Raw genomic sequence first — 24275 nt, 5'->3', positions numbered from 1 at the left:
TTCGCCATGGATTCACGCCAGCTCCGTTATTTCATCGCCGTCTACGAGCAGCGGAACCTGTCGCGCGCGGCCGACCAGGTCAGCGTCGCGCAGTCCGCGCTCAGCCATCATATCTCGAACCTGGAGGCCGAGTTCGCAACACGCTTGTTCGAGCGCAAGCCGCGCGGAATGGAACCGACGGCGGCGGGCGAGCGGCTCTACGAACATGCCCGCATCATCCTGCGCGCGATGACCGAGGCCGAGACCGAGGTGCGTGAGGGCGCGCGCGTCATCGCCGGCAATATCTCGATCGGCATGGCCAATTCCGCCGTCAAGGCGATCGGCGTGGCCCTGATGCGTACCGTGCTCTCCCAATATCCCAAGCTGAAGCTGTCGCTCACCGAAAGCATGTCCGGCGCGACGCTGATGCATCTGATGGCGTCCAACGTCGATTTGGCGCTGGTCTACAATCCACCGTCGGAGAAGGAGCTGATCGCCGAACCGGTGCTGGAAGAGGAGATGTTCTGTGTCGGCATTCCGAAGCTGGTGGGCAGGAGCAAGGCCCCGATCCGGTTCGAGGAGCTGAGCAGATTGCCGCTGATCCTGTTGCGCTACGGCCTCTCCTCGCGCGCGCTGCTGGATGATCCGGTGCTGCTCAAGCGCCTGGAGGCGAACGCTATCCTGCACGCCAACTCGATCACCGGCATGACCGGCGCGCTGGTGGAGGGGCTCGGCTGTGCCATCGCCACAAAGCTGTTCGCACGAGAGGAGCTGGACGCCGGCCGCCTGGTCGCGCGCGAGGTGGTCGCGCCAAAACTGATCCGCACGCTGTATCTGTGCCGCCTGCGCAACCGCCCGATGACCTATGCGATGGAAGAGATGAGCCGCCTGATGCTCGCCTTGATCGCCGAGCAGGTCCGCAGCGGCGGCTGGCAAGCGACGTTGGTGGGGTAGATCGGCGGCGCTGCTGTCCCCTCTCGCTGTTCTTACGGGGAGCACGCGGGGAGAGGCGAAGAACACGCGAGTTCGAAAATATAGAACGCTTCGATCGATATGTTCGTCTGGATTTCTGGCTTCGGCCGGCCAACATGGCGCGGTCCGGCAAGGCTCGCGAGAAAAGACAGAGATGAGCCGCCGGGAACCGCGCGCGATCCGCGCGCCACGGGGAGGACATCATGAGCGTTGTCGGCATCGACACAGGCTTTGAGCTCGGCACTGCACCATCTGGACCGGACGAGATCTCGCGACGGCTCGAGGCGATGCCGGCGACGGGCTATGTCTGGCGCCTCGTCATCCTGCTCTCGCTCGGCGGCTGCTTCGAGGTCTACGATCTGTTCCTGACCGGCTACATCGCGCCGGGGCTGAGCCGCAGCGGATTGCTCTCGACGACGACCACGGCCTTCTTCGGCTTCTCCGGCATCGGCGCCTTCGTCGCCGCGACCTTCGCCGGCCTGTTCGTCGGCACCTTCTTCCTCGGCTTCCTCGCCGACCGTTTTGGCCGCCGCGCAATTTTCACCTACGCGCTGCTCGGCTACACCGCTGCGTCCGTGATCATGGCCTGCCAGGTCTCCTCGGAAGGCCTGCTGTTCTGGCGCTTCCTCGCCGGCATCGGCATCGGCGTCGAGGTTATCACCATCGACGCTTACATCACCGAACTGGTGCCGAGCCGGGTGCGCGGGCGCGCCTTTGCGGTCAACCAGTCGATCATGTTCGTTGCCGTGCCGGTCGTCGCCTTTGTCGCCTGGTGGCTGGTGCCGCTCGCGCCCTACGGTGTCGAGGGCTGGCGCTGGGTGGTGCTGATCGGCGCCGCCGCCAGCATGATTATCTGGGTGGTAAGACTGTTCGTGCCCGAGAGTCCGCTCTGGCTGGCGCGTCATGGCCGCACCGAGGAGGCGTTCAGGATTCTCGCGACGCTGGAAGCCGGGGGCGGGGCCGCCGCGCCGGGCCCCTCAGCCTTGCTCGCGCGGCCGGCGGCGCAAACAGCCGCGCGCATCAACTTCGCCGATCTGTTCCGTCCGCCCTATCTCTCGCTCGTCATCCTCTTCATGGTGTTCAACCTGTGCCAGGCCTTCGGCTTCTATGGCTTCGCCAATTGGGTGCCGACGCTGCTGGTCGAGAAGGGCATCACCATCACCAAGAGCCTGCAATATTCCTTCATCATCGCCTTCGCCTATCCGATCGCACCGCTGCTGGCCGCAAGCTTCGCCGACCGATACGAACGCCGATGGATCATCGCCGGTGCCTGCATCGCCATCATCGCCTTCGGCTTGGCGTTCGCGCAATTGACCGAGCCTGGACTGTTGATCGTCTGCGGCGTGCTGCTGACGGCCTGCAACACGACGATGTCCTACGCCTATCATGCCTACCAGACCGAGGTGTTTCCGACCCAGATCCGTGCGCGGGCGTCCGGCCTCGTCTATTCCATGAGCCGGCTGAGCGCGACGTTCTCCGGATTCATCGTCGCCTACATGCTGAAGGAGGCCGGCGTCGTCGGCGTGTTCGGCCTGATCACCGTGGCAATGCTGATCGTGGTGATCGCGATGGCGCTGTTCGGCCCCAACGTGCGCGGCAAGGCGCTGGACACGATGTGACTCCGGTGGCTCGCGATCCGCAACGTCTCCGACCCACACATCAAGGCTGAGCGCACGCTGAAGCAGCAGGAGCGGGTGGCCGCCCGGATCTACAAGGGGTTCGGCCGCTGGAGCACGGTCTGCAGCGCCATCACGTGTTGGGCGAGTATCGTGGCGGAGCCATAAGCCGCGGCCGCCCACCGGTCAGCCTCTCTTGCCGAAGCGGCCCGGGGTGTCTACCTCTCGCGGGTGGTTTCGTGAGAGGTTTCCATGCTGGATGCCGCCGTCAAGGCGCTGTCGCAAATGATATCGCCGCCGATGCGCTCGATCCTGTGGCGGTCGATCGGGCTTGCACTGGTGCTGATCGTCGTGCTGGCGATCGGGTTGCAGCGGCTGCTGAGCTGGTTCGCGACCTATGGCGAGGTCTGGCTGGAAGGCCTGCTCGGGCCGAGCTGGCACTCGTCGCTGGAGGTGCTCGCCTGGATCATCTCGATTGCGGCCGGTCTTGGCGTCGTGTTCGGCAGTGTATTTCTAATGCCCGCCATCACCTCACTGGTTGCGAGCCTGTTCGTCGACGACGTCGCCGACATCGTCGAGCGCGAATATTATCCCGCCGAGCGGCCGGGCACCGCGCTGCCGTTCAACCAGGCGATCCTCGAGGGCATCAAGACCGCGCTGCTGACGATCGTGGTCTATCTGATCGCGCTGCCGTTCGTGTTCCTGGCCGGCGCCGGCTTCCTGATCTTCTTCCTCGCCGCCGCCTGGCTCTTGGGCCGCGAATATTTCGAGCTCGCAGCAATGCGCTTCCGCTCGCCGGAAGACGCCAAGGCAATGCGGCGCGACAACGCCGCGACGATCTTCACCGCAGGCCTCTTCATCGCGGCCTTCGTCTCGATCCCGGTCGTCAACCTGGCGACGCCGATCTTCGGCATGGCCTTCATGGTCCACATGCACAAGCGCCTGTCCGGGTCGCGGCCCGAGCTGATCGAGCCCGCGCGGCAGATGCGGTGACGGAGATTACGCGACCTTCACCCCGCAGTTTCGCAGCAGCATCTTGGCGAAGCCGAACGGCGCCGGGGTGAACGGGCCCGGCGGCGCGCGGGTGATCAGGGCGATGAAGCCGAGCGCGGCCATGGCCAACCAGAAACAGAGCCAGAAGCCGTCGATATAGGCGAGCACGTTGGCCTCGCGCGCGACGAAGCTCGCGAGCGTGCCGACCGCACGCGCCGACGCCGAGCCGGCACCGTGGGCGGCGAAGTGATCGGCAAGCTGCTTCAGCGCGCGCACCACATTGACGTCGCCGATTTCGAGGTTCTGGCCGAGATAGAAGGAATGGATCTGCTCGCGGACGCGCAGCCACGTTCCCATCAGGGCCACGCCGATCTCGGCGCCGCCCAGCCGCATGATCTGGATATAGGCGGCAAACGAGGTCGCGCGGCTCGGATCGGAATTGGACAACGCGATGATGATGAGCGGCAGCAGCGTCGTCGACTGGCCGACGGCCTGCAGCAGGACGATGCCGGCAAAATCCTCGCGCGCCCAGTCATGAGTAAGCTGGGTGCCCCAGAGATTGGCAGCCGCGAAGCAGGCAAATCCCACTACCGTCACCGCACGCGCATCGAAATGGCGGAGCAGCCAGATCGAAACAGGCACCAGCACGAACATCGGCAGCGCGCCATAGGTGAGCAGCAACAGCCCGCTCTGCTCCGGCCTGAGCAGAACGACGTTGCCGAGGAAGTTCGGCACCAGCGACGAGTTGGAGAGCGAGGTCAGCGTGTAGAGCAGGATCACCACCAGTGACAGCCCGATATTGCGCGAGAACAGCACGTTCACATGCGCCCAGGGCTGCCGCACCAGCGACTCGTTGACGAGGAAAGCCACGAACAGCACGCCGCCGCCGACCAGCAACGCCATCACCGTGCCGGAGCCGAGCCAGTCCAGGCGATTGCCCTGATCGAGCCCGGCATAGATCATCCCGACGGAAGCGCCGAGCAGCAGCATGCCGCCCCAGTCGGCCTCGCGCAGCAGCGCGCGATTGACCGGCTCGTTCGGCGTGCCCAGATAGACCATCAGGCCCATCAGCGGCGCGATCAGGACGCTCTGCCAATACAGCCACTGCCAGCCGAGATGATCGACATAGAAGCCGACCAGCGAGGTCGATGAGTCCAAGGCAAAGCCGACGCGGATCGAATAAAGCGCGATCGCCGGCAGCCACCAGCGGATCGGCAGATTGCGGAACACGATCATCAGCGTCGCCGGCACGAAGGTGCCGAGCAGCAGGCCATGCACGACGCTGAGCGCGATCAGCGTCGGATAATCGCGCACGAAGGGAACGATCAGCGAAACGACGGCATAGACAAGACTCGGGATGCCGAGCACGCGGCGCAGGCCAAACACGGTCGCAAGCCACGCCACCGCGGGTGCGATGAAGATCTGCGAGCCGATGCCGGCGGTGGAGAGCCAGGCGCCCTCGTCGAAGGTAAGCCCGAATGCGCCGCGCAGATCGGGCAGGCCGACCGTGGTCAGCCGGCTGTCGAAATTGGCCAGGAACGAGCCGAGCAGGACGGCCGCGACCGCGAACAGCGGCTGCGCCGCAATGCTGCCGCGCGAGACCGGTCCACGGCCGGCGTCGTCATTTCCCGCCATTCGCGTCCTTCGTGTCGATGCTGGTCACGACGGACATGCCCGGCACGAGTCGCGCCAGCAAGGGCTGATTGTCGTCGAACTGGACGCGCACGGGAATGCGCTGCACGACCTTGGTGAAATTGCCGGTCGCATTATCAGGCGGCAGCAGCGCGACCTGCGCACCGGTCGCGGGTGCGATACGCTCGACCTTTCCGCGCAGCTTCTCGCGTGGGAAACTGTCGACGGTGATCTCGACCGGCTGGCCCGGAGCGACGTGCGTGAGCTGGGTCTCCTTGTAATTCGCGATCACATAGACCTGTGGCAGCGGCACCACGTTGATGAGGTTGGTCCCGATGTTGACGTAGTCGCCGGGCTGCACCTGGCGCTCACCGACGACGCCGTCGAACGGCGCGGTGATCCTGGTGTAGCCGAGCTTGAGCTTGACGCTTGCTAGCGTCGCCTTGGTGGCGTCGAGATCGGCGGCGCGTTGCTTCTTGGTGCCTTGCAGGACCTCGAGCTGATGCTGCTGGGCCGCGATCACCGCGCGGCTCGCGCGCACATCGGCCTGCGCCTTGGCGAGGCCCGCGACCGCCTGCTCAAGCCGCTGCCGCGTGCCGGCTTCGGACTGCGACAGCGATTGCTGGCGCTCCTGCTCCTGCTTGGCTTCGACCTCGATCGCCTCTGCCGACAGGCGCGAAGCCTCGGCCTGGGCGATGGTCGCATATTGCAGCTCGATCTGGTTGGCCAGATTATCGAGCACGGCTTGCGCGGCGGCCACGGCCGCCTCGGACTGCGCGACCTGGGCCTGGTAATCGGCGGGATCGATCTGGATCAGGAGATCGCCGGCCTTGACGCGCTGGAAGTCGGTCACGGCGACAGTCAGCACCTCGCCGGAGACACGGCTTGCAAGCCGCGTCAGCTCGGCGCGCACATAGGCGTCATTGGTGGTCTGGACCACGGCATTGCCGACCCATTCGTCGAACCGCAACGTCGCCAGCGCGACGAAGGCGAGCGCAACGATCACGGCAAGCAGCGGGATCGCGAGCCGGCTCCAGAGCGAGCTCGCCGGCCGCTGCGTCGGTTTGGGCGGCGGAGCCGGTGTGGCGGTCGGCGACGGCGAAACTTGTTCCTGCTGACTCACGATGGTCCCCCAAAACCCCTTTGCCCGAGCGCCATGCTCACACCGTCTTCTCCGGCCACCGGCAGAGATCGTTGATCAGGCATACCTCGCAGCGCGGTTTTCGCGCGAGGCAAGTATAACGGCCGTGCAGGATCAGCCAATGATGGGCATGCAGCATGAATTCGGCCGGGATCACCTTTTGGAGACCAAGCTCGACCTCGAGCGGCGTCTTGCCGGGCGCCAGCGCGGTGCGATTGCCGACGCGAAAAACATGCGTGTCGACCGCCATGGTGTGCTCGCCGAAGGCCATGTTGAGCACGACGTTCGCGGTCTTGCGTCCCGCGCCCGGCAGCGATTCGATCTCGGCACGCGTGCGCGGCACCTCGCCGCCGAAATCGCTGAGCACCTTTGCCGACAACGCGATCACGTTCCTGGCCTTGGTGCGGTAGAGGCCGATAGTCTTGATGTAGTCGCGCAGGCGTTCTTCGCCGAGATCGAGCATCTTCTGCGGCGTATCCGCGACCGCGAACAATGCGCGTGTCGCCTTGTTGACCCCGGCATCGGTCGCCTGCGCCGACAGCACCACGGCGACCAGCAGCGTGAACGGATTGAGGTGCTCGAGCTCGCCCTTCGGCTCCGGGTTGGCTTTGCGGAAACGGCTGAAGACCTCGTGGATCTCCGCGGGCGTCCAGGGTTTGATAGAATTGGGCTTTATCGCCTTGAGCGATTTTTTGGCCGGCGCCGATTCCTTCGCGGAAGGCGATTTTTTGGCGGAAGGCTTGGGCTTCGCGCTGGCTGCCTTTGCCTTTTTCTTCGGCACCGCCGTTTTGCGCGGGGCCGGCTTGCGGGTGATTTTCGCCATGATCGGGATATACTGAAGGACGATGAGCACAGGCAACGAAATTGAGCGCCAAGATCTTGAAGGTCATGCCGAGCAGCAGATCTTCTCCGCGCTGCTGACGCCGCATCGCTCGCTGAACCGCACCGGCTTTCTCGCCGTGATGCTGTTCCTGAGCGTCGTCAGCTTCGTCACCGGCATCGTCTTCCTGATGAAGGGCGCCTGGCCGGTGTTCGGCTTTTTCGGCCTCGACGTCCTGGTGATCTGGTGGGCCTTCAAGGTCAATTTCCGCACCGCGCGAGCGCGCGAGGAGATCACGGTCACGACCACCGAAATGCGCGTCCGGCGCGTCAGCCATCGCGGCCGGGTTGCAGAATGGACCTTCAATCCGCTCTGGGTCCGCCTCGACATGGAAATGGACGAGGATTTTGGCATCGAGCATCTCTATCTGATCTCGCGCGGCCACCAGATCCAGATCGCCCGTTTCCTGGGACCGGACGAAAAGGCAAGTTTCTACAAAGGCTTGGTTGAGGCGCTGAATGCTGCCAAGCGCGGCCCGACCTACAATCCGGTCATCTGATCGCAGTCGGAAATCGGGTGGTTTAGTACCCCTGGCGCGCTTACATTTCCGGTCATGATGACACTCGCCATACATGACCAGCGCCTGGCCAGGCCGGGCTCCCAGAACGCCGCGCTGCGCGACTACGATTCGGTGCGCCGGGCGATCGCCTTCATCTCGGAGAACTGGCGCGCGCAGCCGGCCATCGAGGCAATGGCGGATGCAGCCGGCGTCACGCCGGATGAGCTGCACCATCTGTTCCGCCGCTGGGCCTCGATCACGCCGAAGGCCTTTATGCAGGCGCTCACCCTCGACCACGCCAAGGGGTTGCTGCGGGACTCCGCGAGCATCCTCGACGCCGCGCTCGACTCAGGCCTCTCGGGGCCAGGCCGGCTGCACGATCTCTTCGTCACCCACGAAGCGATGTCGCCGGGCGAATGGAAGAACGGCGGCGCGGGCCTCACCTTGCGCTACGGCTTCCACCCCTCGCCGTTCGGCACCGCGATCGTGATCGCCACCGATCGCGGTCTGTCAGGTCTCGCCTTCGCCGACCCCGGCGAAGAGAAGATCGCACTCGCCGACATGACGCGACGATGGCGAAACGCAACCTATGTCGAGGATCACGAAGGCACCGCACCGCTCGCGCAGCGCATCTTCGACACGAAACTCTGGCGGCCGGATCAGCCGCTGCGCGTAGTCATGATCGGCACCGATTTCGAGGTGCGGGTGTGGGAGACGCTGTTGAAGATCCCGATGGGACGCGCGGTGTCCTATTCCGACATCGCCTGCAACATCAACAATCCGAAGGCGTCGCGCGCCGTCGGCGCAGCCGTCGGCAAGAACCCGGTCTCATTCGTCGTGCCCTGCCACCGCGCGCTCGGCAAGAGCGGCACGCTCACCGGCTATCACTGGGGCATCACCCGCAAGCAGGCGATGCTGGGCTGGGAAGCCGGGCAGCTGGGGATGCAGTAGGCGAGATGCAGTAGGGTGGGCAAAGGCGCACAGCGCCGTGCCCACCATGCTTCCGCGATCGCCGACGGATGGTGGGCACGCTATTCGCTTTGCCCACCCTACGGGACCGAGCTCAGCCCGCCAGATCCAGCTTCGATGCCACCGTCGAATCCGCGTTGAGGCGATAGATGATCGGCACGCCGGTGGCGAGCTCGCGCTTCAAGATGCCTTCGGGCGACAGCTTCTCCAGCACCATGATCAGAGCGCGCAGCGAGTTGCCGTGAGCGGCAACAAGCGTGCGCTTGCCGTTGAGCACCCCGGGCAGGATTTCCTGCACATAATACGGCAGCGCCCGCGCCAGCGTGTCCTTCAGGCTTTCGCCGCCGGGCGGCGGCACGTCGTAGGAGCGGCGCCAGATCAGCACCTGGTCCTCGCCCCATTTCTTGCGCGCGTCGTCCTTGTTGAGGCCGGAGAGATCGCCGTAGTCGCGCTCGTTCAGGGCGAGGTCCTTCGAGGTCGGCAAGCCCGTCTGGCCGAGCTCGCCGAGAATGAGATCGAGCGTGTGCTGTGCGCGCGTGAGCACCGAGGTGTAGGCGACATCGAACACGAGGCCCTGCACCTTCAGCTTGCGGCCGGCTTCCGAGGCCTCCTTCATACCAAGCTCGGTGAGATCAGGATCCTTCCAGCCGGTGAACAGGTTCTTCAGATTCCATTCGCTCTGGCCGTGCCGCACCAGCACGAGAAGACGTTCGCTCATTGACTAGTTCCGTTGCTTGCTTTGCTCAGATGTCTGAAAGGCCGAGCACGTCGGCCATGGAGTAGTGCCCCGGCTTCTTGCCATGCGCCCACAGCGCCGCCTTCAGCGCGCCGTGCGCGAACAGCATGCGGTCCTCGGCGAGATGCGACAGCGTCAGGCGCTCGAACGGGCCGAGGAAGGTCACGCTGTGCTCACCGGCGACGGTGCCGCCGCGCAAGGAGGCAAAGCCGATCGCGCCCGGCTTGCGCGCGCCGGTGATGCCGTCGCGGCCGCGTTCCGCATTGTCCTCGAGCGAGATGCCGCGGCCGGCCGCTGCAGCCTGGCCCAGCATCAGCGCGGTGCCGGAGGGCGCATCGATCTTCATGCGGTGATGGGCTTCGACGATCTCGATGTCAAAATTCTCGTCGAGCGCCTTGGCGACGCGCTTGACCACGGCGGCGAGTAGATTGACGCCCAGGCTCATATTGCCCGATTGCACCACGACCGCGCGGTTGGTGACGCTCCTGATCACGGCATTATCGGAACTGGAAAGCCCCGTGGTGCCGATGACATGGACGAGCCCGCGCTCGGCTGCGATTGCGACATTGGCGATGGTGGCCGCCGGCACGGTGAAATCCAGAATGCCGTCGGCCTCCTTCGACATCGCCCAGAGATCGGCGGACACCGTGATGCCGTTGGCGGGCAGGCCGGCGAGCACGCCGGCATCCTTGCCGAGCAGCTCCGAGCCCGGCGCCTCCAGGGCGCCAGCCAGCACCGCGCCTTTGCTCTCGGAAATCGCCCGCGTCAGCGCACGGCCCATCCGGCCGCCGGCTCCAGCAACAATCAAGCGCATGTCAGACATGGTGTGATCCTCTCAGGGCCGTTGTAGCGGCGGGATGCAGTTCCGGCAACCGAAGCCCACCAGCACGCGGCGCGCTCCTATCCTCCCCTGGAGGGTAGGAAAGAGAAGATCGAACCTCAACCGTCCGACGGCTGTGGGCCGTCATAGCCCTCGATGATAATGAGGTCGGCGATCGCGTGCGGCTGGCGCACCTTGATGTTGGCCTGGTATTCCGGCGAGTTGTAGCAGGCGATCGCAGTCTCGTAGTCCGGGAATTCGATCACGACGTTGCGGGTCCGGCTGGCACCTTCGACCGTGGTGAACTTGCCGGCGCGGACGACGAAGCGGCCGCCCCATTTTTTGAAGATGGGACCGTTGGCGACGGCATAGGGCTTGTAGCCCTCGTCATTGCTCACATCGACGCGCCCGATCCAGTAGCCTTTTGCCATTGTTCTTCTCCCTGTGTTGTTGGTTAGCCTAGCGCCTGCGCGATCTCGGCCTGGATGGCGTCCGCGACTGCCTTGGGGTCCGTGGCTTCCACCACCGGGCGCCCGACGACGAGGTAATCGGCGCCCGCGGTGATCGCGCGACCGGGCGCCATGATGCGCTTCTGGTCGCCGGTTGCCGAGCCCGCCGGGCGAATGCCGGGAGTGACGAGATGCATCTGGTGGCCGACGATCTTGCGCAAGGCTCCGACTTCCTCGGGCGAGGACACCAGCCCATCGACGCCGAGCAGCTGCGCCTGCTGCGCGCGCGCTTCGACGAGCTCGGAGACGCCGAGCCGGTAGCCGGCCGCGTGCAGATCGTCCTCGTTGTACGAGGTCAGCACCGTGACGGCGAGGATCTTCAGGCGCGACGTGCCGCGGCCTTCGACGGCGCCCTTCATGGTCTGCGGATAGGCGTGCACGGTGAGGAAGGTCGCACCCAGCCTGGCGACACTCTCGACACCGCGCGTCACCGTGTTGCCGATGTCGTGCAGCTTGAGATCGGCAAACACCTTCTTGCCCTTGTCGGCGAGCTTGCCGATCAGCGGCAGGCCGCCGGCATAAGCGAGCTGATAGCCGATCTTGTAGAACGTGACGCTGTCGCCAAGCCTTGCGATCATCGCTTCCGCGGCATCAACGCTCGGCAGATCGAGCGCAACGATCAGGCGGTCCTTCGGGGCGATTTCGGCTGGCGTCATGTCACCTCACATCATGTGTTGGGAAATGTCGATCAACTGCCGCACCAACTCCTTCAACGAAGCGATATCGCCCTCGTCCTTCAACCTGTCCATATCGTCATAGGCCTGGTCGGCAAAGGCGAGCGTGAGCTGGCTGGCGATCACATTGGCGTGGCAGGAGGTCAGGATCAGCCGCAACGCCTGTAGCGCGCGGGCTGCACCGAGCCGGCTCTGTGAAGCACCGGCAAGCGCAAAGGCGCGGTTGCGGAACACTTCGCCGCGCGCCTCGTGGAGCTCATGCACGCGGCTCACCCAGTCGATCGCATTCTTCAGCAGCGGCGGCACCGAGGCATTGTATTCGGGCGAGACGAACAGCACGCCATGATGCGCGCCGATCATGCGCTTGAGATTGATCGCGTGCTTGGGCACGCCGGATTTGGCCTGGAGATCGCCGTCGTAAATCGGCAGCGGAAAATCGGCGAGCGAGATGCGGGTGACGTCAACGCCGGCGCGGGCGAATTCATACGCGGCGACCGCCGCCAGCTTCGCATTGTGCGAGCCGGTGCGGAGCGAGCCGGGAATGACCAGGATTTTCGGGGCTGACATCCGATCCAATACGTTCGGCGAAACAAGCCCGCCGCGCATCAGAGGAAGCCGGCGGAATTAGTCCTTGCGATACACCCAGACGCGGGCCGGCGGAAGGTTCATCCAGATCCGTTCCGAGGCCTCCGTGGTCACGCCGGGCAGCGATTTCGGGATCGGTGGCACCACCGCATAGGTGAACTGGACGAAGGGCGCACCGGGCGCGAGCGCCGTGAAGGCGTCGCGAATGAGCCGCAGCCGCGTCAGCATCGGTTTTGTGACCAGCGGCAGGCCGGAGACCACCGCGCTAGCCGGCGCGCTCAGCACGTTCCAGAGCGTGTCACGGAGGCGATAGGCATCGCCCTGCACCACCTTGGCCTGCGGATAGCGGTCGCGCAAAAGCGCGCAGAAGCCGGGATTGTATTCGACGAGGACGAGGCGCTTCTGGTCGACGCCGCGCTCGACCAGCGCCGAGGTGATGGCGCCCGTGCCGGGCCCGAGCTCGACCACCGGAGCATCCGAATTGACATCGACGTAATGAGCCATGGTTCGGGCGAGAAGTTTGCCCGACGGCATCACCGCGCCCATGTGGAGGGGCTTTTCGATCCACGACCTCAGAAAGCGCACCTCGTCGTCAAGACGAGGCTTCTTCAACGCACGCGCGGACGACGGCAATGGCATGTCTGGACCGGACGGGACGAGACCGCGTGACCGCGGCGTGTCAGAAAATGGTCACAAAGAGGTATAGGCCGAAGGCGATACGGTCAAGACGGCTCAACTCGCCCGATTACCGAAGAAATCCTTGACCTTGGTAAAGAAGCCCTCGGATTCCGGCTGGGTGTTGCCGGACGAGAGCTTGTCGAACTCGGCCAGTAATTCCTGCTGCTTCCTGGTGAGGTTCTGCGGGGTCTCGACCACGACCTGAACGTACATGTCGCCCATCTGGCGTGAGCGCAGCACCGGCATGCCCTTTGATGCAATGCGGAATCGGCGGGCGGACTGGGTTCCGGCGGGGACCTTCACCTTGGCCTTGCCCTTGTCGATGGTCGGCACCTCGAATTCACCGCCAAGCGCCGCGGTCACCATCGAGATCGGCACGCGACAATGCAGATCGGCGCCGTCGCGCTGGAAAAACTGGTGCTGGGCCAGCGACAGGAAGATGTAGAGATCGCCGGGCGGGCCGCCGCGGACGCCGGCCTCGCCTTCGCCGGCGAGCCTGATCCTGGTGCCGTCCTCGACGCCCTGGGGGATGTTGACCGACAGATTCCGCTCGCGGGTGACGCGACCCTGGCCCGAGCAGGACGGGCAGGCGTCCTCGATCATCTGGCCGCGGCCCTGGCAGCCGGGGCAGGTGCGCTCGAGAGTGAAGAAGCCCTGCGACTGCCGCACGCGGCCGGCACCGCCGCAGGTCGAGCAGATCTTGGGCTTGGTGCCCGCCTTGGCGCCGATGCCCGAGCAGGCCTCGCAGGTGACCGAGACCGGAATCTCGATCTGCGCGGTCTTGCCGCCAAAGGCTTCCTCGAGAGTGATTTCCATGTTGTAGCGGAGGTCGGCGCCACGCTCGCGGCCGCCGCGGCCGCGCTGTCCGGCCATGCCGAACAGATCTTCGAAAATATCGGAGAACGAGGAGGCGAAGCCCGCACCGAAACCGGCACCGCCGCCGCCGGGACCGCCCTGCTCGAAGGCGGCATGGCCGAAACGGTCATAGGCCGCGCGCTTGTCCTTGTCCTTCAGGACCTCGTAGGCCTCGTTGATCTCCTTGAACTTGACCTCACTGGTGTCATCCCCGGGATTGCGGTCGGGGTGAAACTTCATCGCCAGCTTGCGGAACGACGACTTCAACCTGGATTCGTCGGCGTCACGTTCGACTTCGAGGGTTTCGTAATAGCAGCGCTTGGCGGACGTGGACATGTTCAACTCGGTCTATCCAATCGCGATTCAAGTCGGGGCGAAGCAACGTCGCCACGTGACGATATAGGCAGCCTTCCGCCTTGCGGCAGAGGACTGCATGGCAACGTCGAGAATAACGGCTGGGAATTGATCGATCGTAACGGGCGCTCGTCCCGTCGAGCCCGACACGGCGGCCTCCCCCTTGAGAGGGGAGGCCAGTGCAGCGTGTGGGGTCCAAGCCGTCCGCATCATACCCTCTCGGGCTTATGCAGACTTCTTGTTGTTCTTGTCGTCGTCGACCTCGGTGAATTCCGCGTCGACGACGTCGTCCTTGGCCGCATCCCTCTTGGCGTCGGCCTCGGCCTGCTGCGTGTACATGGCCTCACCGAGCTTCATCGAAGCCTGGGCCAGCGTGTTGGTCTTGGTCTTGATCGCCTCGGCATCGCTGCCCTTCAGCGCTTCCTTGAGGTCGCTGACGGCATCCTCGATGGCGCGGCGCTCGGTCTCGCCGACCTTCGAACCGTGCTCGGCCAGTGCCTTCTCGGTGGAGTGCACCAGCGCGTCGGCGTGGTTCTTGGCGTCGACCGCCTCGCGGCGCTGCTTGTCGGCCGCGGCATTGGCCTCGGCGTCCTTGACCATCTTGTCGATGTCGGCTTCCGACAGGCCACCGGAGGCCTGAATACGGATCTGCTGTTCCTTGGCGGTCGCCTTGTCCTTGGCCGAAACGTTGACGATGCCGTTGGCGTCGATGTCGAAGGTCACCTCGATCTGCGGCATGCCGCGCGGAGCCGGCGGAATACCCATCAGGTCGAACTGGCCGAGCATCTTGTTGTCGGCCGCCATTTCACGCTCGCCCTGGAAGACGCGGATGGTGACCGCGTTCTGGTTGTCCTCGGCGGTCGAGAACACCTGGCTCTTCTTGGTCGGGATCGTGGTGTTGCGGTCGATGATGCGGGTGAACACGCCGCCCAGCGTCTCGATGCCCAGCGACAGCGGGGTCACGTCGAGCAGCAGCACGTCCTTGACGTCGCCCTGGAGCACGCCGGCCTGGATCGCGGCACCGATCGCCACGACCTCGTCCGGATTGACGCCCTTGTGCGGCTCCTTGCCGAACAGCTGCTTCACGACTTCCTGGACCTTCGGCATGCGCGACATGCCGCCGACCAGAACGACTTCACCGATCTCACCGGCGGTGACGCCGGCGTCCTTCAGCGCCTTGCGGCAGGGCTCGACGGTCTTCTGGACGAGGTCGTCGACCAGCGCTTCGAACTTGGCGCGGGTGAGCTTCATCGTCAGATGCTTCGGGCCGGTCTGGTCCGCGGTGATGAAGGGCAGGTTGATCTCGGTCTGCGTCGTCGACGACAGCTCGATCTTGGCCTTTTCAGCGGCTTCCTTCAGGCGCTGCAACGCGAGCTTGTCGTTGCGCAGGTTGATGCCCTGCTCCTTCTGGAACTCGTCGGCCAGATAGCCCACGAGGCGCATATCGAAATCTTCGCCGCCGAGGAAGGTGTCGCCGTTGGTCGACTTCACCTCGAACACGCCGTCGCCGATCTCGAGAATGGAAATATCGAACGTGCCGCCGCCGAGGTCGTACACGGCGATCGTGCCGGTCTTGGTCTTGTCCAGACCATAGGCCAGCGCAGCCGCGGTCGGCTCGTTGATGATGCGCAGCACTTCAAGGCCCGCGATCTTGCCGGCGTCCTTGGTGGCCTGGCGCTGGGCGTCGTTGAAGTAGGCGGGGACGGTGATGACCGCCTGGTCGACCTTCTGGCCGAGATGGGCTTCCGCGGTCTCCTTCATCTTCTGCAAGATGAACGCCGAGACCTGCGAGGGCGAGTAGGTCTGGCCGTCGGCCTCGACCCAGGCGTCGCCGTTGGAAGCCTTCACGATCTTGTACGGAACGAGCTTCTTGTCCTTCTCGACCATCGGGTCGTCGTAGCGGCGGCCGATGAGGCGCTTCACTGCGAAGAACGTACGCTCTGGATTGGTAACGGCCTGGCGCTTGGCAGGCTGGCCGACGAGGCGCTCACCGTCGTCCGTCACGGCGACGATCGAAGGCGTCGTGCGCATGCCTTCGGAATTCTCGATGACTTTGGCGTTCTTGCCATCCATTACGGCGACGCACGAATTCGTGGTGCCGAGGTCGATCCCAATGACCTTTCCCATGGTCCTGATATCCTTGTTTTTGCGGCAGGTTGGCTGGGCCCAGAAGGCACCCGAACCGAAACCCCCTAAGATCAAACATTCGCGATATTGCGATGGTTGACGCTCATATAGGAGGGGGGGAGGGGCCCGCAAGGACCGAGCGCAAGTTTCGGCCGTGAAAACATTGGGTTTTGGAAGATCATATCCGGGCCTCACCGTCCTTGCGGGTGAGGAAATATTAACAGGTTCGGCCATCTGCCAGCCCCGCCGCCATGATTGGCCCGGCCCTGTTGCCGGCGTGCCAAACCCGCTAAAAGGGCGCCGGCCGGACGGCCTCGCCATGGGCTGCCTCCCATGGGGCTGCTTCGCGCGACAAAGCGGCCCAATCGCCGACCATTGAACGGCCTCAATGTGAACCAATCAGAGTGCCCATGAAGCTGACCCGCCCCCTCGCCGCGCTCGCCCTGCTAGTTGCCACAGCATTTCCGGCGCTCTCCGCCGACGCCGTGTTTCCGCCTGGCTTGCGCCTCGGCATGGTACCGCTGGTCGGGCTGAACACGGCCAAGACCTTTCCGGGCTTCGAGAGTGAGGACGGCAGCGTCAAGGTGCTGATCACCGAGCTGCCGCCGGCGGCCTATGGCGAGGTCGTGGGCGCCTTCAACGCCAATCCGGCCGGCAGCAACGGCATCAAGCCGGACAAGATTGAGACGCTCGCGGGCCTTGCCTATTTCACCACCGAGAGCGGCAAGGCCGGCACGACCCCGGTGAGGCGCTATTCGATGATCGTGCCGGGCACCGGCTTCTCCGGCTATGTCGCCGTGCAGGTGCCCGAGAACGCGTCGAAGATCTACACCGATGAGGCGGTGCGGCAGATGTTTGCCACCGCCGTGACCCGCAAGGAGGTGTCGGCTGACGAGCAGATCGGGCTGATGCCGTTCAAGATCACCGATCTCGCCAGCTTCAAGGACATCCGCACGCTGGTCCCGGGCTCGAGCATCATCCTGGCCGACGGCAACGAGAGCTCGGGCTATGAATCTAAGCCGTTCATGATCCTCGGCCTGATCGGCGCGACGCCGCAGCAGGCTGACGACCGCGCCCGCTTTGCCCAGGAGGCGGCGCTCCAGATCCCCGGGGTGCGCGAGTCCCGCGTCACCATGTCGGAGCCGATCCGCATCAACGGCCAGCCGGGCTTCGAGACCCGGATCGACGGCGTTAGTGGCAAGGACAAGACGCCGGTGACCGTGGTGCAGTGGATCCGCTTCGCGCCCGGCGGTGCTTCGCTCCGCATCATCGCCAGCGCGCCGCGCGACCAGTGGCCGGACGCCTTCACCCGCTTCCGCGCCGTGCGCGACGGCATCCAGCCCAAGGGCTAGTTTCTTGGGGCTGACAGCCCAACCGCTCACCAGAGCCGGCTGCATTTTCGGGCTTTTGTTCGTACACGAACGGAACTAGGCTTCCCTCCATTGGATCATCCTGGAGGGGAGGCCGACGATGCTAAACCGACGACAGATCTTGGCGGCGCTGGGGACCACGGCCCTCGCGGGCCTCGCTCCATCAGCACTTTTCGCAGCGGCCACGATCAAGCCCGACAACACATCCGCGCTGCTCGTGATCGACGTGCAAAACTGCTTCCTGCCCGGCGGCAGCCTCGCGGTAAAGGAAGGCGAGCAGGTCGTGCCTGTGATCAACAAGATGGCGAAAGCGTTCTCGAACGTGGTGATGACGCAGGACTGGCACACGCCCGGCCACGTCTCGTTCGCTTCGGTGCATTCCGGCAAGAAGCCGTTCGAGACCATCGACCTGCCCTACGGCAAGCAGGTGCTGTGGCCCGACCATTGCGTGCAAGGCACCGACGGCGCCTTGCTGTCGAAGGACCTCTCGATCCCGCAGGCCGAGCTCATCATCCGCAAGGGCTTTCACAAGGACGTCGACAGCTATTCGGCGTTCCTCGAAGCCGACGGCAAGACCTCGACCGGACTTGCCGGTTATCTCAAGGGCCGCAAGATCAAGCGCGTCTTCGTGGCGGGTCTCGCCACGGATTTCTGCGTCGCCTGGACCGCGCTCGATGCGCGCAAGGCGGGTTTTGAGGTCTATGTCGTGGAAGACGCCTGCCGCGGCATCGACAATCAGGGCTCGCTCGCGAAGGCCTGGGCCGATATGGCCAAGGCCGGCGTGAAGCGGATTCAGTCTGCGGATATCGCGGCGAGCGCGTAAGGTTTTCGCACGGTCATTCCGGTTCGGCTCACGGAGCCGAACCCGGAAGCTCGAGATTCTCAGGTGCGCAATTGCGCACCATAGTTCGATGCGTCGCATCGCCCCGGAATGACACCTCAATTTTCAGAACGCGGCTTGACGCCGCTCAGTCCGCCTCGTTGCTGTTCGCCGCGGGCGCGGGCTTGGTGCCACCCTTGGCGACGCCGACCAGCGCCGGACGCAGCACGCGATCGCCGATGGTGTAGCCAGCCTGCATGACCTGCACCACGGTGCCCGCGGGCACCGACGCATCGGGCACCTCGTACATCGCCTGCTGGAAGTTCGGATCGAACTTCTGGCCCTGCGGATCGAACTTCTTCACGCCGTGCTTTTCCAGCGCGTTGAGCAGCGAGCGCTCGGTGAGCTCGACGCCTTCGATCAGCGCGATCAGGCCGGGATCGGCGGCGGCACGCGCTTCCGCCGGAACGGCGTCGAGCGCGCGCTGAAGATTGTCGGCAATGTCGAGCACGTCGCGGGCAAAGCCGGTGACGCCGTAGAGCTTGGAGTCAGCGACCTCCCTGGCGGTGCGCTTGCGCAGATTTTCCATCTCGGCCAGCGTCCGCAGCATGCGGTCGCGCGACTCGGCGGCTTCCTTCTGCAGCAATTCCACCGAACCCGGCTCGGGATCGTCGGGCATGATGTAGGGTTTTGACACCACCGGCTCGCCGGTCGCGGCGGTCGTGTCTTCGGGTTGCCGGTCTTGATCGGTCATCGGCTCTCTTTTCAAGCTCGTCTTACGGGATTTTGCTGGCCCGGATATCGTGCTTCGGGCGCTGAAAATCAAGCGCCCGTGATCGGCTCAAATGCCGGTCAGCCCCCCAGCAGCCGGCTGACGATGCGGGCGGCGTAGTCCACGGTCGGGATCACACGGGCATAATTCAGCCGCGTCGGCCCGATCACGCCCAGAACGCCGACGATGTGGCCGGCGGCATCCCGATAGGGCGAGATGATGGTGGACGACCCCGACAGCGAGAACAGCTTATTCTCCGAACCGATGAAAATCCGCACGCCTTCGGCGGTTTCGGCGCGCCCGAGCAGGTCGATCACGCCGCGCTTGGTCTCGAGATCGTCGAACAGCAGCCGCACCCGCTCGAGATCCTCCAGCGCGTGCAGATCCTCCAGCAGATTGGCGTGGCCGCGAACGATGAGCTGGCGGTCTTCATTATCGCCGCCGGACCAGCTCGCAATCCCGGCCGAGATCACCTTTTGCGTCAATTGGTCGAGCTCGGCGCGAGCCTCGCCGAGCGCGGTTTCCAGCTCGAGTCGCGCCTCGGCGAGCGTCCGGCCGCGAATCCGCGAATTGAGAAAGTTGCCGGCTTCGGTGATGGCCGAGGAGGGAACCCCCGGCGGCAGCGTCAGCACGCGGTTTTCGACCTGGCCGTCCTCGCCGACCAGGATCACCAGCGCCTTCTCGGGTTCCAGCCGGACGAATTCGATATGTTTCAGCCGGGTATTCGATTTCGGCGTTAGAACGACAGCCGCGGTGCGGGTGAGACCCGACAGCCGCGTCAGCGCCTGATCGAGCGCCGCCTCGACCGACTGCGCCTGGCCGACCGAGGTCAGCTGGCTTTGGATCGACTGCCGCTCGGCATCATTGAGGTCGCCGACCTGCATCAGGGCGTCGACAAAGAAGCGCAAGCCGAGTTCCGTGGGCAGCCGGCCAGCAGAGGTGTGGGGCGCATAGATCAGGCCGAGATGTTCCAGATCGGCCATGACGTTGCGGACCGAGGCCGGCGACAGCGGCATCGCGATCAGCCGTGAGATGTTGCGCGATCCGACCGGCTCACCGGTCGCGAGATAGCTTTCGACAATTTGACGAAAGATGTCGCGGGAACGCTCGTTGAGCTGGGCGAGGCCTGCGCGCGGCGCGATCAGATGGATCGGATCGTGATGGGCCACAGGGTAACTCCTCTCAGATGCTGATAATTTGTCCATCCCCGAGGGTTCTGACAAGCGTGGCGTTTGCGGGGTGGAAAACCGGGGGTGAAAAAGCCTTGTCTTCCCCCCTTGCCGCCCACCCTCACCCCACCTACAAGCACCGCGAATAGCCCTTTTCCGAGAGTTTTGGAGGAATTCCCATGCGGCCAAGCCGCCGTGCGCCCGACGAATTGCGCCCCGTGACGCTGGAGCGTGGCGTGGTCAAATATGCGGAAGGCTCCTGCCTCGTGAAGTTCGGCGACACCCATGTGCTGGTCACCGCTACGCTGGAAGACCGTTTGCCGCCCTGGCTGAAGGGCCAGGGCCGCGGCTGGGTCACCGCCGAATACGGCATGCTGCCGCGCGCGACCTCCGAACGCACGCGCCGCGAAGCCGCCGCCGGCAAGCAGAGCGGCCGCACCGTCGAGATTCAGCGCCTGATCGGGCGTTCGTTGCGCACCATCGTCGATCTCGAAGCGCTCGGCGAGCGCCAGATCACGGTCGATTGCGACGTGCTCCAGGCCGACGGCGGCACCCGCACCGCCTCGATCACCGGCGCCTGGGTCGCGCTCGCCGACTGCATCAACTGGATGAAGACGCGCAACATCATCAAGGCCAACGTGATGCGCGACAACGTCGCCGCGATCTCCTGCGGCATCTATCAGGGCAAGCCGGTGCTGGATCTCGACTATGCCGAGGATTCGGAAGCCCAGACCGACGCCAATTTCGTCATGACCGGCGATGGCCGCATCATCGAGGTGCAGGGCACGGCGGAACGCGAGCCGTTTACCCAGCACGAGTTCCTTGCGCTGATCGCCCTGGCGCAAAAGGGCATCGCGCGTCTCGTGGACTTGCAGAAACTGGCTGTCGCGTAGTCAATAGGCCCATGCACCGCCGAATCACCGGAAAGCTCGTCATCGCGACCCATAATCCCGGCAAGCTCGCCGAGATGAAGGAGCTGCTCGCGCCTCATGGCATCGAGGTGGTGTCGGCCGGCGAGCTCGGCCTGCCCGAGCCAGACGAGACCGGCAACGATTTCCGCAGCAATGCGGCGATCAAGGCGGTCGCGGCGGCGCAGACGTCGAAGTTGCCCGCTTTCGCCGATGATTCCGGCATCGTGGTCGATGCGCTCGACGGCGCGCCCGGCATCTACAGCGCGCGCTGGGCCGGACCGTCCAAGGATTTCGCTGCCGCAATGGCGCAGATCGAGCGCCTGTTGCAGGAGCGTGGCGCCACCACGCCGGACAAGCGCAAGGCGCATTTCGTCTCCGCGCTCTGCGTCGCCTGGCCCGACGATCATCTCGAAGAGGTCGAGGCGCGCGTCGACGGCACGCTGGTGTGGCCGCCGCGCGGCACCGCCGGCTTCGGCTACGATCCGATGTTCCTGCCGGATGGTTACGATCGCACCTTCGGCGAGATGACCGGCATTGAAAAGCACGGCCTGCCACCGCTCGGCCTCGGCCTGTCCCACCGCGCCCGCGCCTTCGTGAAACTGGCGGAGATCTGCCTTGAGCCGCGCTAGAGCGTTTTCGAGCGAAGTGGATACCGGTTCGCGCCAGGAAAACGCGTCAAAACAGGAATCCGAAGCCTTTGGCGTCTACGTGCACTGGCCGTTCTGCCTGTCGAAGTGCCCCTATTGCGACTTCAACAGCCATGTCCGCCACGCCGCGATCGACGAGGCGCGCTTTGCATCCGCCTTCGCCCGCGAGATCGAAACCACCGCGCAGCGCTCGCCCGGCCGCGAGGTGACCTCGATCTTCCTCGGCGGCGGCACGCCGTCGCTGATGCAGCCGGCAACCGTCGGCGCCGTGCTCGACGCGATCGGCAAGCACTGGAAAGTTGCCAACGACGTCGAGGTGACACTCGAGGCAAACCCGACCAGTGTCGAAGCCACGCGCTTTGCCGGCTATCGCGCCGCCGGCGTCAACCGCGTCTCGCTCGGCGTGCAAGCGCTCGACGATACCTCGCTGAAGGCGCTGGGCCGCATGCACAGCGCGCGCGAGGCGCTCGATGCCGTTGCGATCGCGCGTCGTTCGTTCGATCGCTATTCGTTCGACCTGATCTACGCCCGCCCCGACCAGACGCCGGCGATGTGGGCCGATGAACTGCGTCTCGCAATCGACGAAGCGGCCGAGCATCTGTCGCTCTATCAATTGACGATCGAGGAAGGCACGCCGTTCTTCGGCCTACACCAGGCCGGCAAGCTGAAGACGCCCGACGAAGCGGTCGCGCGCGCTCTCTACGACGTGACACAGGAGACCTGCGACAAGCTGGGGCTGCCTGCCTACGAGATTTCCAACCACGCGCGGCGCGGCGCCGAGTGCCGGCATAATCTGGTGTACTGGCGCGGCGAGGAATATGCCGGCATCGGTCCCGGCGCGCATGGCCGCCTCGACATCGACGGCACCAGGCACGCGACCGCCACCGAGAAGCGTCCCGAAGCCTGGCTGATGCGCGTCGAGAGCAGCGGCCATGGCGTTGTCACCGACGATCTTCTCAACAGCGAAGAACGCGCCGACGAATTCTTGCTGATGGGATTGCGCTTGGCCGAAGGTATCGACCCCGAGCGCTACACTGCGCTCTCCGGCCGCCCGCTCGATCCCAAACGCATCGCGCTACTGCGCGAGGAAGGCGCGATCACGGTGGATGCGACGGGCCGTTTGCGCGTCACGAGCAGCGGATTCCCAGTGCTCGACGCAGTGGTCGCGGATCTCGCGGCATAATGAGATCTCGTAGGGTGGGCAAAGCGGAAGCGTGCCCACCATTCCATGAAAATTTGTTGAGAGATGGTGGGCACGGCGCGCAAGCGCGCGCCTTTGCCCACCCTACAGCAGCTCGTTAAGCCCCAAAGCTCTTCGGCGAACCCGCGACTGCAACGCCGCCGCCCGTCGTCACCTTCATCACCGCGAGCCCACGCTCATTGGTGCCGTCGGCGCGGAAGCGGAACAGGCCGTCGATGCCGGCGAAGCCGGAGGGATTGGTGAGCACGTCGGACGAGAAGCGCGTGGTGCCCTGCGTGCGCGCGAGCGCTGCGACAAGCGCCACCGCGTCATAGGCGAGCGTCGCGGTGCGGATCGGTTCGGCACCATATTTGGTACGGTAGCGGCCGGAGAACGCGCGGAAGCCGGCTGGATCGGGTGCGGCATAGAGGCCACCCTGCAGGCTTGGGCTGGCATAGACACGCGGGCTGTCCCACAGGCCGGTGCCGAGCAGCTGGATGTTGCGCAAATTCGCGCCCGCTGCGGTCATTGCATCCGCGACCGCGACGACGGCATCGCCGTCATCGGCAATGAACAGTGCATCCGCGCTGCCGAGCTGCTGCGCGACGGTGCGCGCCGGCGTCGCGCGATCGGCGCCGTATTTCTCGAACGCGACGATGCGTCCGCCGCGCCTGGGCACTGCGGCCTTCACCGCGGCTTCGACCACATTGCCATAGGCATTGTCGGGCACGAGCACGGCGACGGAGCGTTTCCCGATACTGGCGGAATATTCGACGATGCGATTGACGTCGGACTCCGGCAGGAAGCTCAAGAGATAGACGCCGCGGCCTGCGATGCTCGAATCGGTCGAGAACGCCATCACCGAGATGCCGCGCGTGCGCGCGACCTGCGCCACGGCCGGGACCGACTGTGCGAACAGCGGCCCCAGAATGATCTCGGCACCTTCGTCGACCGCCTGCTGCGCACCAGCTTGCGCGCCTTGCGGGCTGCCATTGTCGTCCTTGATCAAGAGCTGGATGTTCGGGTTCTGGAACTCGGCCAGCGCCATCTCGGCGGCGTTGCGCATCGACTGCGCGGCAAGTCCGGCATTGCCGGCGGCCGAGAGCGGCAGGATCACGGCGACCTTCACCCCGCCGGTGCCGGCGGTCGTCGCCTGTTGCGGCGGCCCGGCCGGCTGGGCCGGCGGCGGGGATGAGCTGCTGAACGGGTTGGAAAACTGGCTGAGGCTCTGCTGCACGCCGGCGCAGGCCGACAGCAAGGGCGTGCCGAGCAGCAGGCCAAGCGCACTCCGCCGGGTCGTCCCCGACAAACGGGACCCGTCAACGGGAGACTTCAGATCACGCGGGCCCACCATGGCAGCTCTTCTTCTGATCTTCCGTCGCCGGCC

Annotated in this window: 24 protein-coding genes; 10 read left to right on the top strand and 14 right to left on the bottom strand. The window is 65.1% G+C overall.

Translation table 11 applies throughout. The annotated features are described in order from the left end of the window. Positions 1–6: 6 nt before the first annotated feature. The 3 genes from ABID58_RS01400 (at position 7) to ABID58_RS01390 (ending at position 3560) form a co-directional block, all read left to right on the top strand. The gene (locus ABID58_RS01400; protein ID WP_148752697.1) at positions 7–933 is read left to right on the top strand and encodes a LysR family transcriptional regulator; all 927 of its coding nucleotides are present in this window, start codon (positions 7–9) and stop codon (positions 931–933) included. A gap of 221 nt (positions 934–1154) precedes the next feature. Further along, on the top strand, positions 1155–2570 hold the full coding sequence (locus tag ABID58_RS01395) for an MFS transporter (RefSeq protein ID WP_354031257.1): 1416 nt from the start codon (positions 1155–1157) through the stop codon (positions 2568–2570). 249 nt (positions 2571–2819) lie between these two features. Then, complete coding sequence (locus tag ABID58_RS01390; RefSeq protein WP_354031256.1) at positions 2820–3560, top strand: sulfate transporter family protein; 741 nt, start codon at positions 2820–2822, stop codon at positions 3558–3560. Between the two features lie 6 nt (positions 3561–3566). Here ABID58_RS01390 and ABID58_RS01385 read toward each other — a convergent pair whose 3' ends face one another. Genes ABID58_RS01385 through nth form a run of 3 tightly spaced genes read right to left on the bottom strand, consistent with a single transcriptional unit; the run spans position 3567 to position 7156 of the window. Then, a complete protein-coding gene (locus tag ABID58_RS01385; RefSeq protein WP_354031255.1) occupies positions 3567–5195 on the bottom strand; it encodes an MFS transporter in 1629 nt (542 codons plus the stop codon). After that, positions 5182–6315, bottom strand: a complete 1134-nt coding sequence (locus tag ABID58_RS01380) for an HlyD family secretion protein (RefSeq protein ID WP_354031254.1) — start codon at positions 6313–6315, stop codon at positions 5182–5184. The genes ABID58_RS01385 and ABID58_RS01380 overlap by 14 nt, the downstream gene beginning before the upstream one ends. Positions 6316–6352: 37 nt before the next feature. Further along, positions 6353–7156: an endonuclease III gene (gene nth, locus ABID58_RS01375; RefSeq protein ID WP_354031253.1), complete on the bottom strand. Its 804-nt coding sequence runs from the start codon at positions 7154–7156 to the stop codon at positions 6353–6355. Between the two features lie 22 nt (positions 7157–7178). Between nth and ABID58_RS01370 the strand changes: the two genes are divergently transcribed. Together ABID58_RS01370 and ABID58_RS01365 are read left to right on the top strand one after the other, a co-directional pair. Next, entirely contained in the window at positions 7179–7712 is a 534-nt protein-coding gene (locus tag ABID58_RS01370) for a DUF2244 domain-containing protein (protein WP_354031252.1), read from the top strand. 54 nt (positions 7713–7766) lie between these two features. Then, positions 7767–8663 carry a methylated-DNA--[protein]-cysteine S-methyltransferase gene (locus tag ABID58_RS01365; protein ID WP_148752703.1) on the top strand — a complete coding sequence of 299 codons (897 nt, stop codon included), beginning with the start codon at positions 7767–7769 and terminating at the stop codon, positions 8661–8663. 112 nt (positions 8664–8775) lie between these two features. On the opposite strand, the gene ABID58_RS01360 is transcribed toward ABID58_RS01365, so the two are convergent. The 8 genes from ABID58_RS01360 to dnaK all read right to left on the bottom strand — a co-directional run bounded on the left by ABID58_RS01360 (position 8776) and on the right by dnaK (position 16019). Continuing rightward, positions 8776–9399 carry a 2,3-bisphosphoglycerate-dependent phosphoglycerate mutase gene (locus ABID58_RS01360; protein WP_148752704.1) on the bottom strand — a complete coding sequence of 208 codons (624 nt, stop codon included), beginning with the start codon at positions 9397–9399 and terminating at the stop codon, positions 8776–8778. Between the two features lie 25 nt (positions 9400–9424). Further along, complete coding sequence (gene dapB / locus ABID58_RS01355) at positions 9425–10240, bottom strand: 4-hydroxy-tetrahydrodipicolinate reductase (protein WP_354031251.1); 816 nt, start codon at positions 10238–10240, stop codon at positions 9425–9427. Positions 10241–10356: 116 nt separating this feature from the next. Further along, the gene (locus ABID58_RS01350; protein ID WP_354031250.1) at positions 10357–10668 is read right to left on the bottom strand and encodes a DUF1330 domain-containing protein; all 312 of its coding nucleotides are present in this window, start codon (positions 10666–10668) and stop codon (positions 10357–10359) included. A 23-nt stretch (positions 10669–10691) separates the two neighbouring features. Continuing rightward, a complete protein-coding gene (gene pyrF, locus ABID58_RS01345) occupies positions 10692–11402 on the bottom strand; it encodes an orotidine-5'-phosphate decarboxylase (RefSeq protein ID WP_354031249.1) in 711 nt (236 codons plus the stop codon). 6 nt (positions 11403–11408) lie between these two features. Then, on the bottom strand, positions 11409–11987 hold the full coding sequence (locus tag ABID58_RS01340) for an NADPH-dependent FMN reductase (protein WP_354031248.1): 579 nt from the start codon (positions 11985–11987) through the stop codon (positions 11409–11411). Positions 11988–12044: 57 nt separating this feature from the next. Continuing rightward, positions 12045–12644: a class I SAM-dependent methyltransferase gene (locus ABID58_RS01335; protein WP_148752709.1), complete on the bottom strand. Its 600-nt coding sequence runs from the start codon at positions 12642–12644 to the stop codon at positions 12045–12047. Between the two features lie 93 nt (positions 12645–12737). Next, positions 12738–13874 carry a molecular chaperone DnaJ gene (dnaJ, locus tag ABID58_RS01330; RefSeq protein ID WP_148752710.1) on the bottom strand — a complete coding sequence of 379 codons (1137 nt, stop codon included), beginning with the start codon at positions 13872–13874 and terminating at the stop codon, positions 12738–12740. 243 nt (positions 13875–14117) lie between these two features. Then, the gene (gene dnaK / locus ABID58_RS01325; protein ID WP_148752711.1) at positions 14118–16019 is read right to left on the bottom strand and encodes a molecular chaperone DnaK; all 1902 of its coding nucleotides are present in this window, start codon (positions 16017–16019) and stop codon (positions 14118–14120) included. A 410-nt stretch (positions 16020–16429) separates the two neighbouring features. Here dnaK and ABID58_RS01320 point away from each other — a divergent pair, with 410 nt between their 5' ends. Continuing rightward, positions 16430–17371 (top strand): hypothetical protein, encoded by a 942-nt coding sequence (locus ABID58_RS01320; protein WP_354031247.1) that lies wholly within the window; start codon positions 16430–16432, stop codon positions 17369–17371. 118 nt (positions 17372–17489) lie between these two features. Next, positions 17490–18212, top strand: coding sequence for a bifunctional nicotinamidase/pyrazinamidase (pncA, locus tag ABID58_RS01315; protein WP_354031246.1), 723 nt, complete (start codon positions 17490–17492; stop codon positions 18210–18212). A gap of 145 nt (positions 18213–18357) precedes the next feature. Here the strand turns inward: pncA and grpE are convergent, their stop codons facing one another. Together grpE and hrcA are read right to left on the bottom strand one after the other, a co-directional pair. Then, positions 18358–18963 (bottom strand): nucleotide exchange factor GrpE, encoded by a 606-nt coding sequence (grpE, locus tag ABID58_RS01310; protein ID WP_354031245.1) that lies wholly within the window; start codon positions 18961–18963, stop codon positions 18358–18360. A gap of 98 nt (positions 18964–19061) precedes the next feature. Next, positions 19062–20150, bottom strand: coding sequence for a heat-inducible transcriptional repressor HrcA (gene hrcA / locus ABID58_RS01305; protein ID WP_148752715.1), 1089 nt, complete (start codon positions 20148–20150; stop codon positions 19062–19064). A 179-nt stretch (positions 20151–20329) separates the two neighbouring features. Between hrcA and rph the strand changes: the two genes are divergently transcribed. The 3 genes from rph to hemW are packed head-to-tail and all read left to right on the top strand — an operon-like array spanning position 20330 to position 22891. Then, a complete protein-coding gene (rph, locus tag ABID58_RS01300) occupies positions 20330–21043 on the top strand; it encodes a ribonuclease PH (RefSeq protein WP_354031244.1) in 714 nt (237 codons plus the stop codon). Positions 21044–21054: 11 nt separating this feature from the next. Next, on the top strand, positions 21055–21690 hold the full coding sequence (rdgB, locus tag ABID58_RS01295) for an RdgB/HAM1 family non-canonical purine NTP pyrophosphatase (protein WP_148752717.1): 636 nt from the start codon (positions 21055–21057) through the stop codon (positions 21688–21690). A gap of 16 nt (positions 21691–21706) precedes the next feature. Further along, positions 21707–22891, top strand: coding sequence for a radical SAM family heme chaperone HemW (hemW, locus tag ABID58_RS01290; RefSeq protein ID WP_354031660.1), 1185 nt, complete (start codon positions 21707–21709; stop codon positions 22889–22891). A 115-nt stretch (positions 22892–23006) separates the two neighbouring features. Here hemW and ABID58_RS01285 read toward each other — a convergent pair whose 3' ends face one another. Continuing rightward, entirely contained in the window at positions 23007–24242 is a 1236-nt protein-coding gene (locus ABID58_RS01285) for a penicillin-binding protein activator (protein WP_354031243.1), read from the bottom strand. Between the last annotated feature and the right edge of the window lie 33 nt (positions 24243–24275).

Origin of the sequence: Bradyrhizobium sp. S3.2.6 (genome assembly GCF_040546885.1) — a bacterium.
GTDB lineage: Bacteria > Pseudomonadota > Alphaproteobacteria > Rhizobiales > Xanthobacteraceae > Bradyrhizobium > Bradyrhizobium cytisi.
The sequence above is the reverse complement of the archived record's forward strand: the minus strand, read 5'-3'. Positions and strand labels throughout refer to the sequence as shown.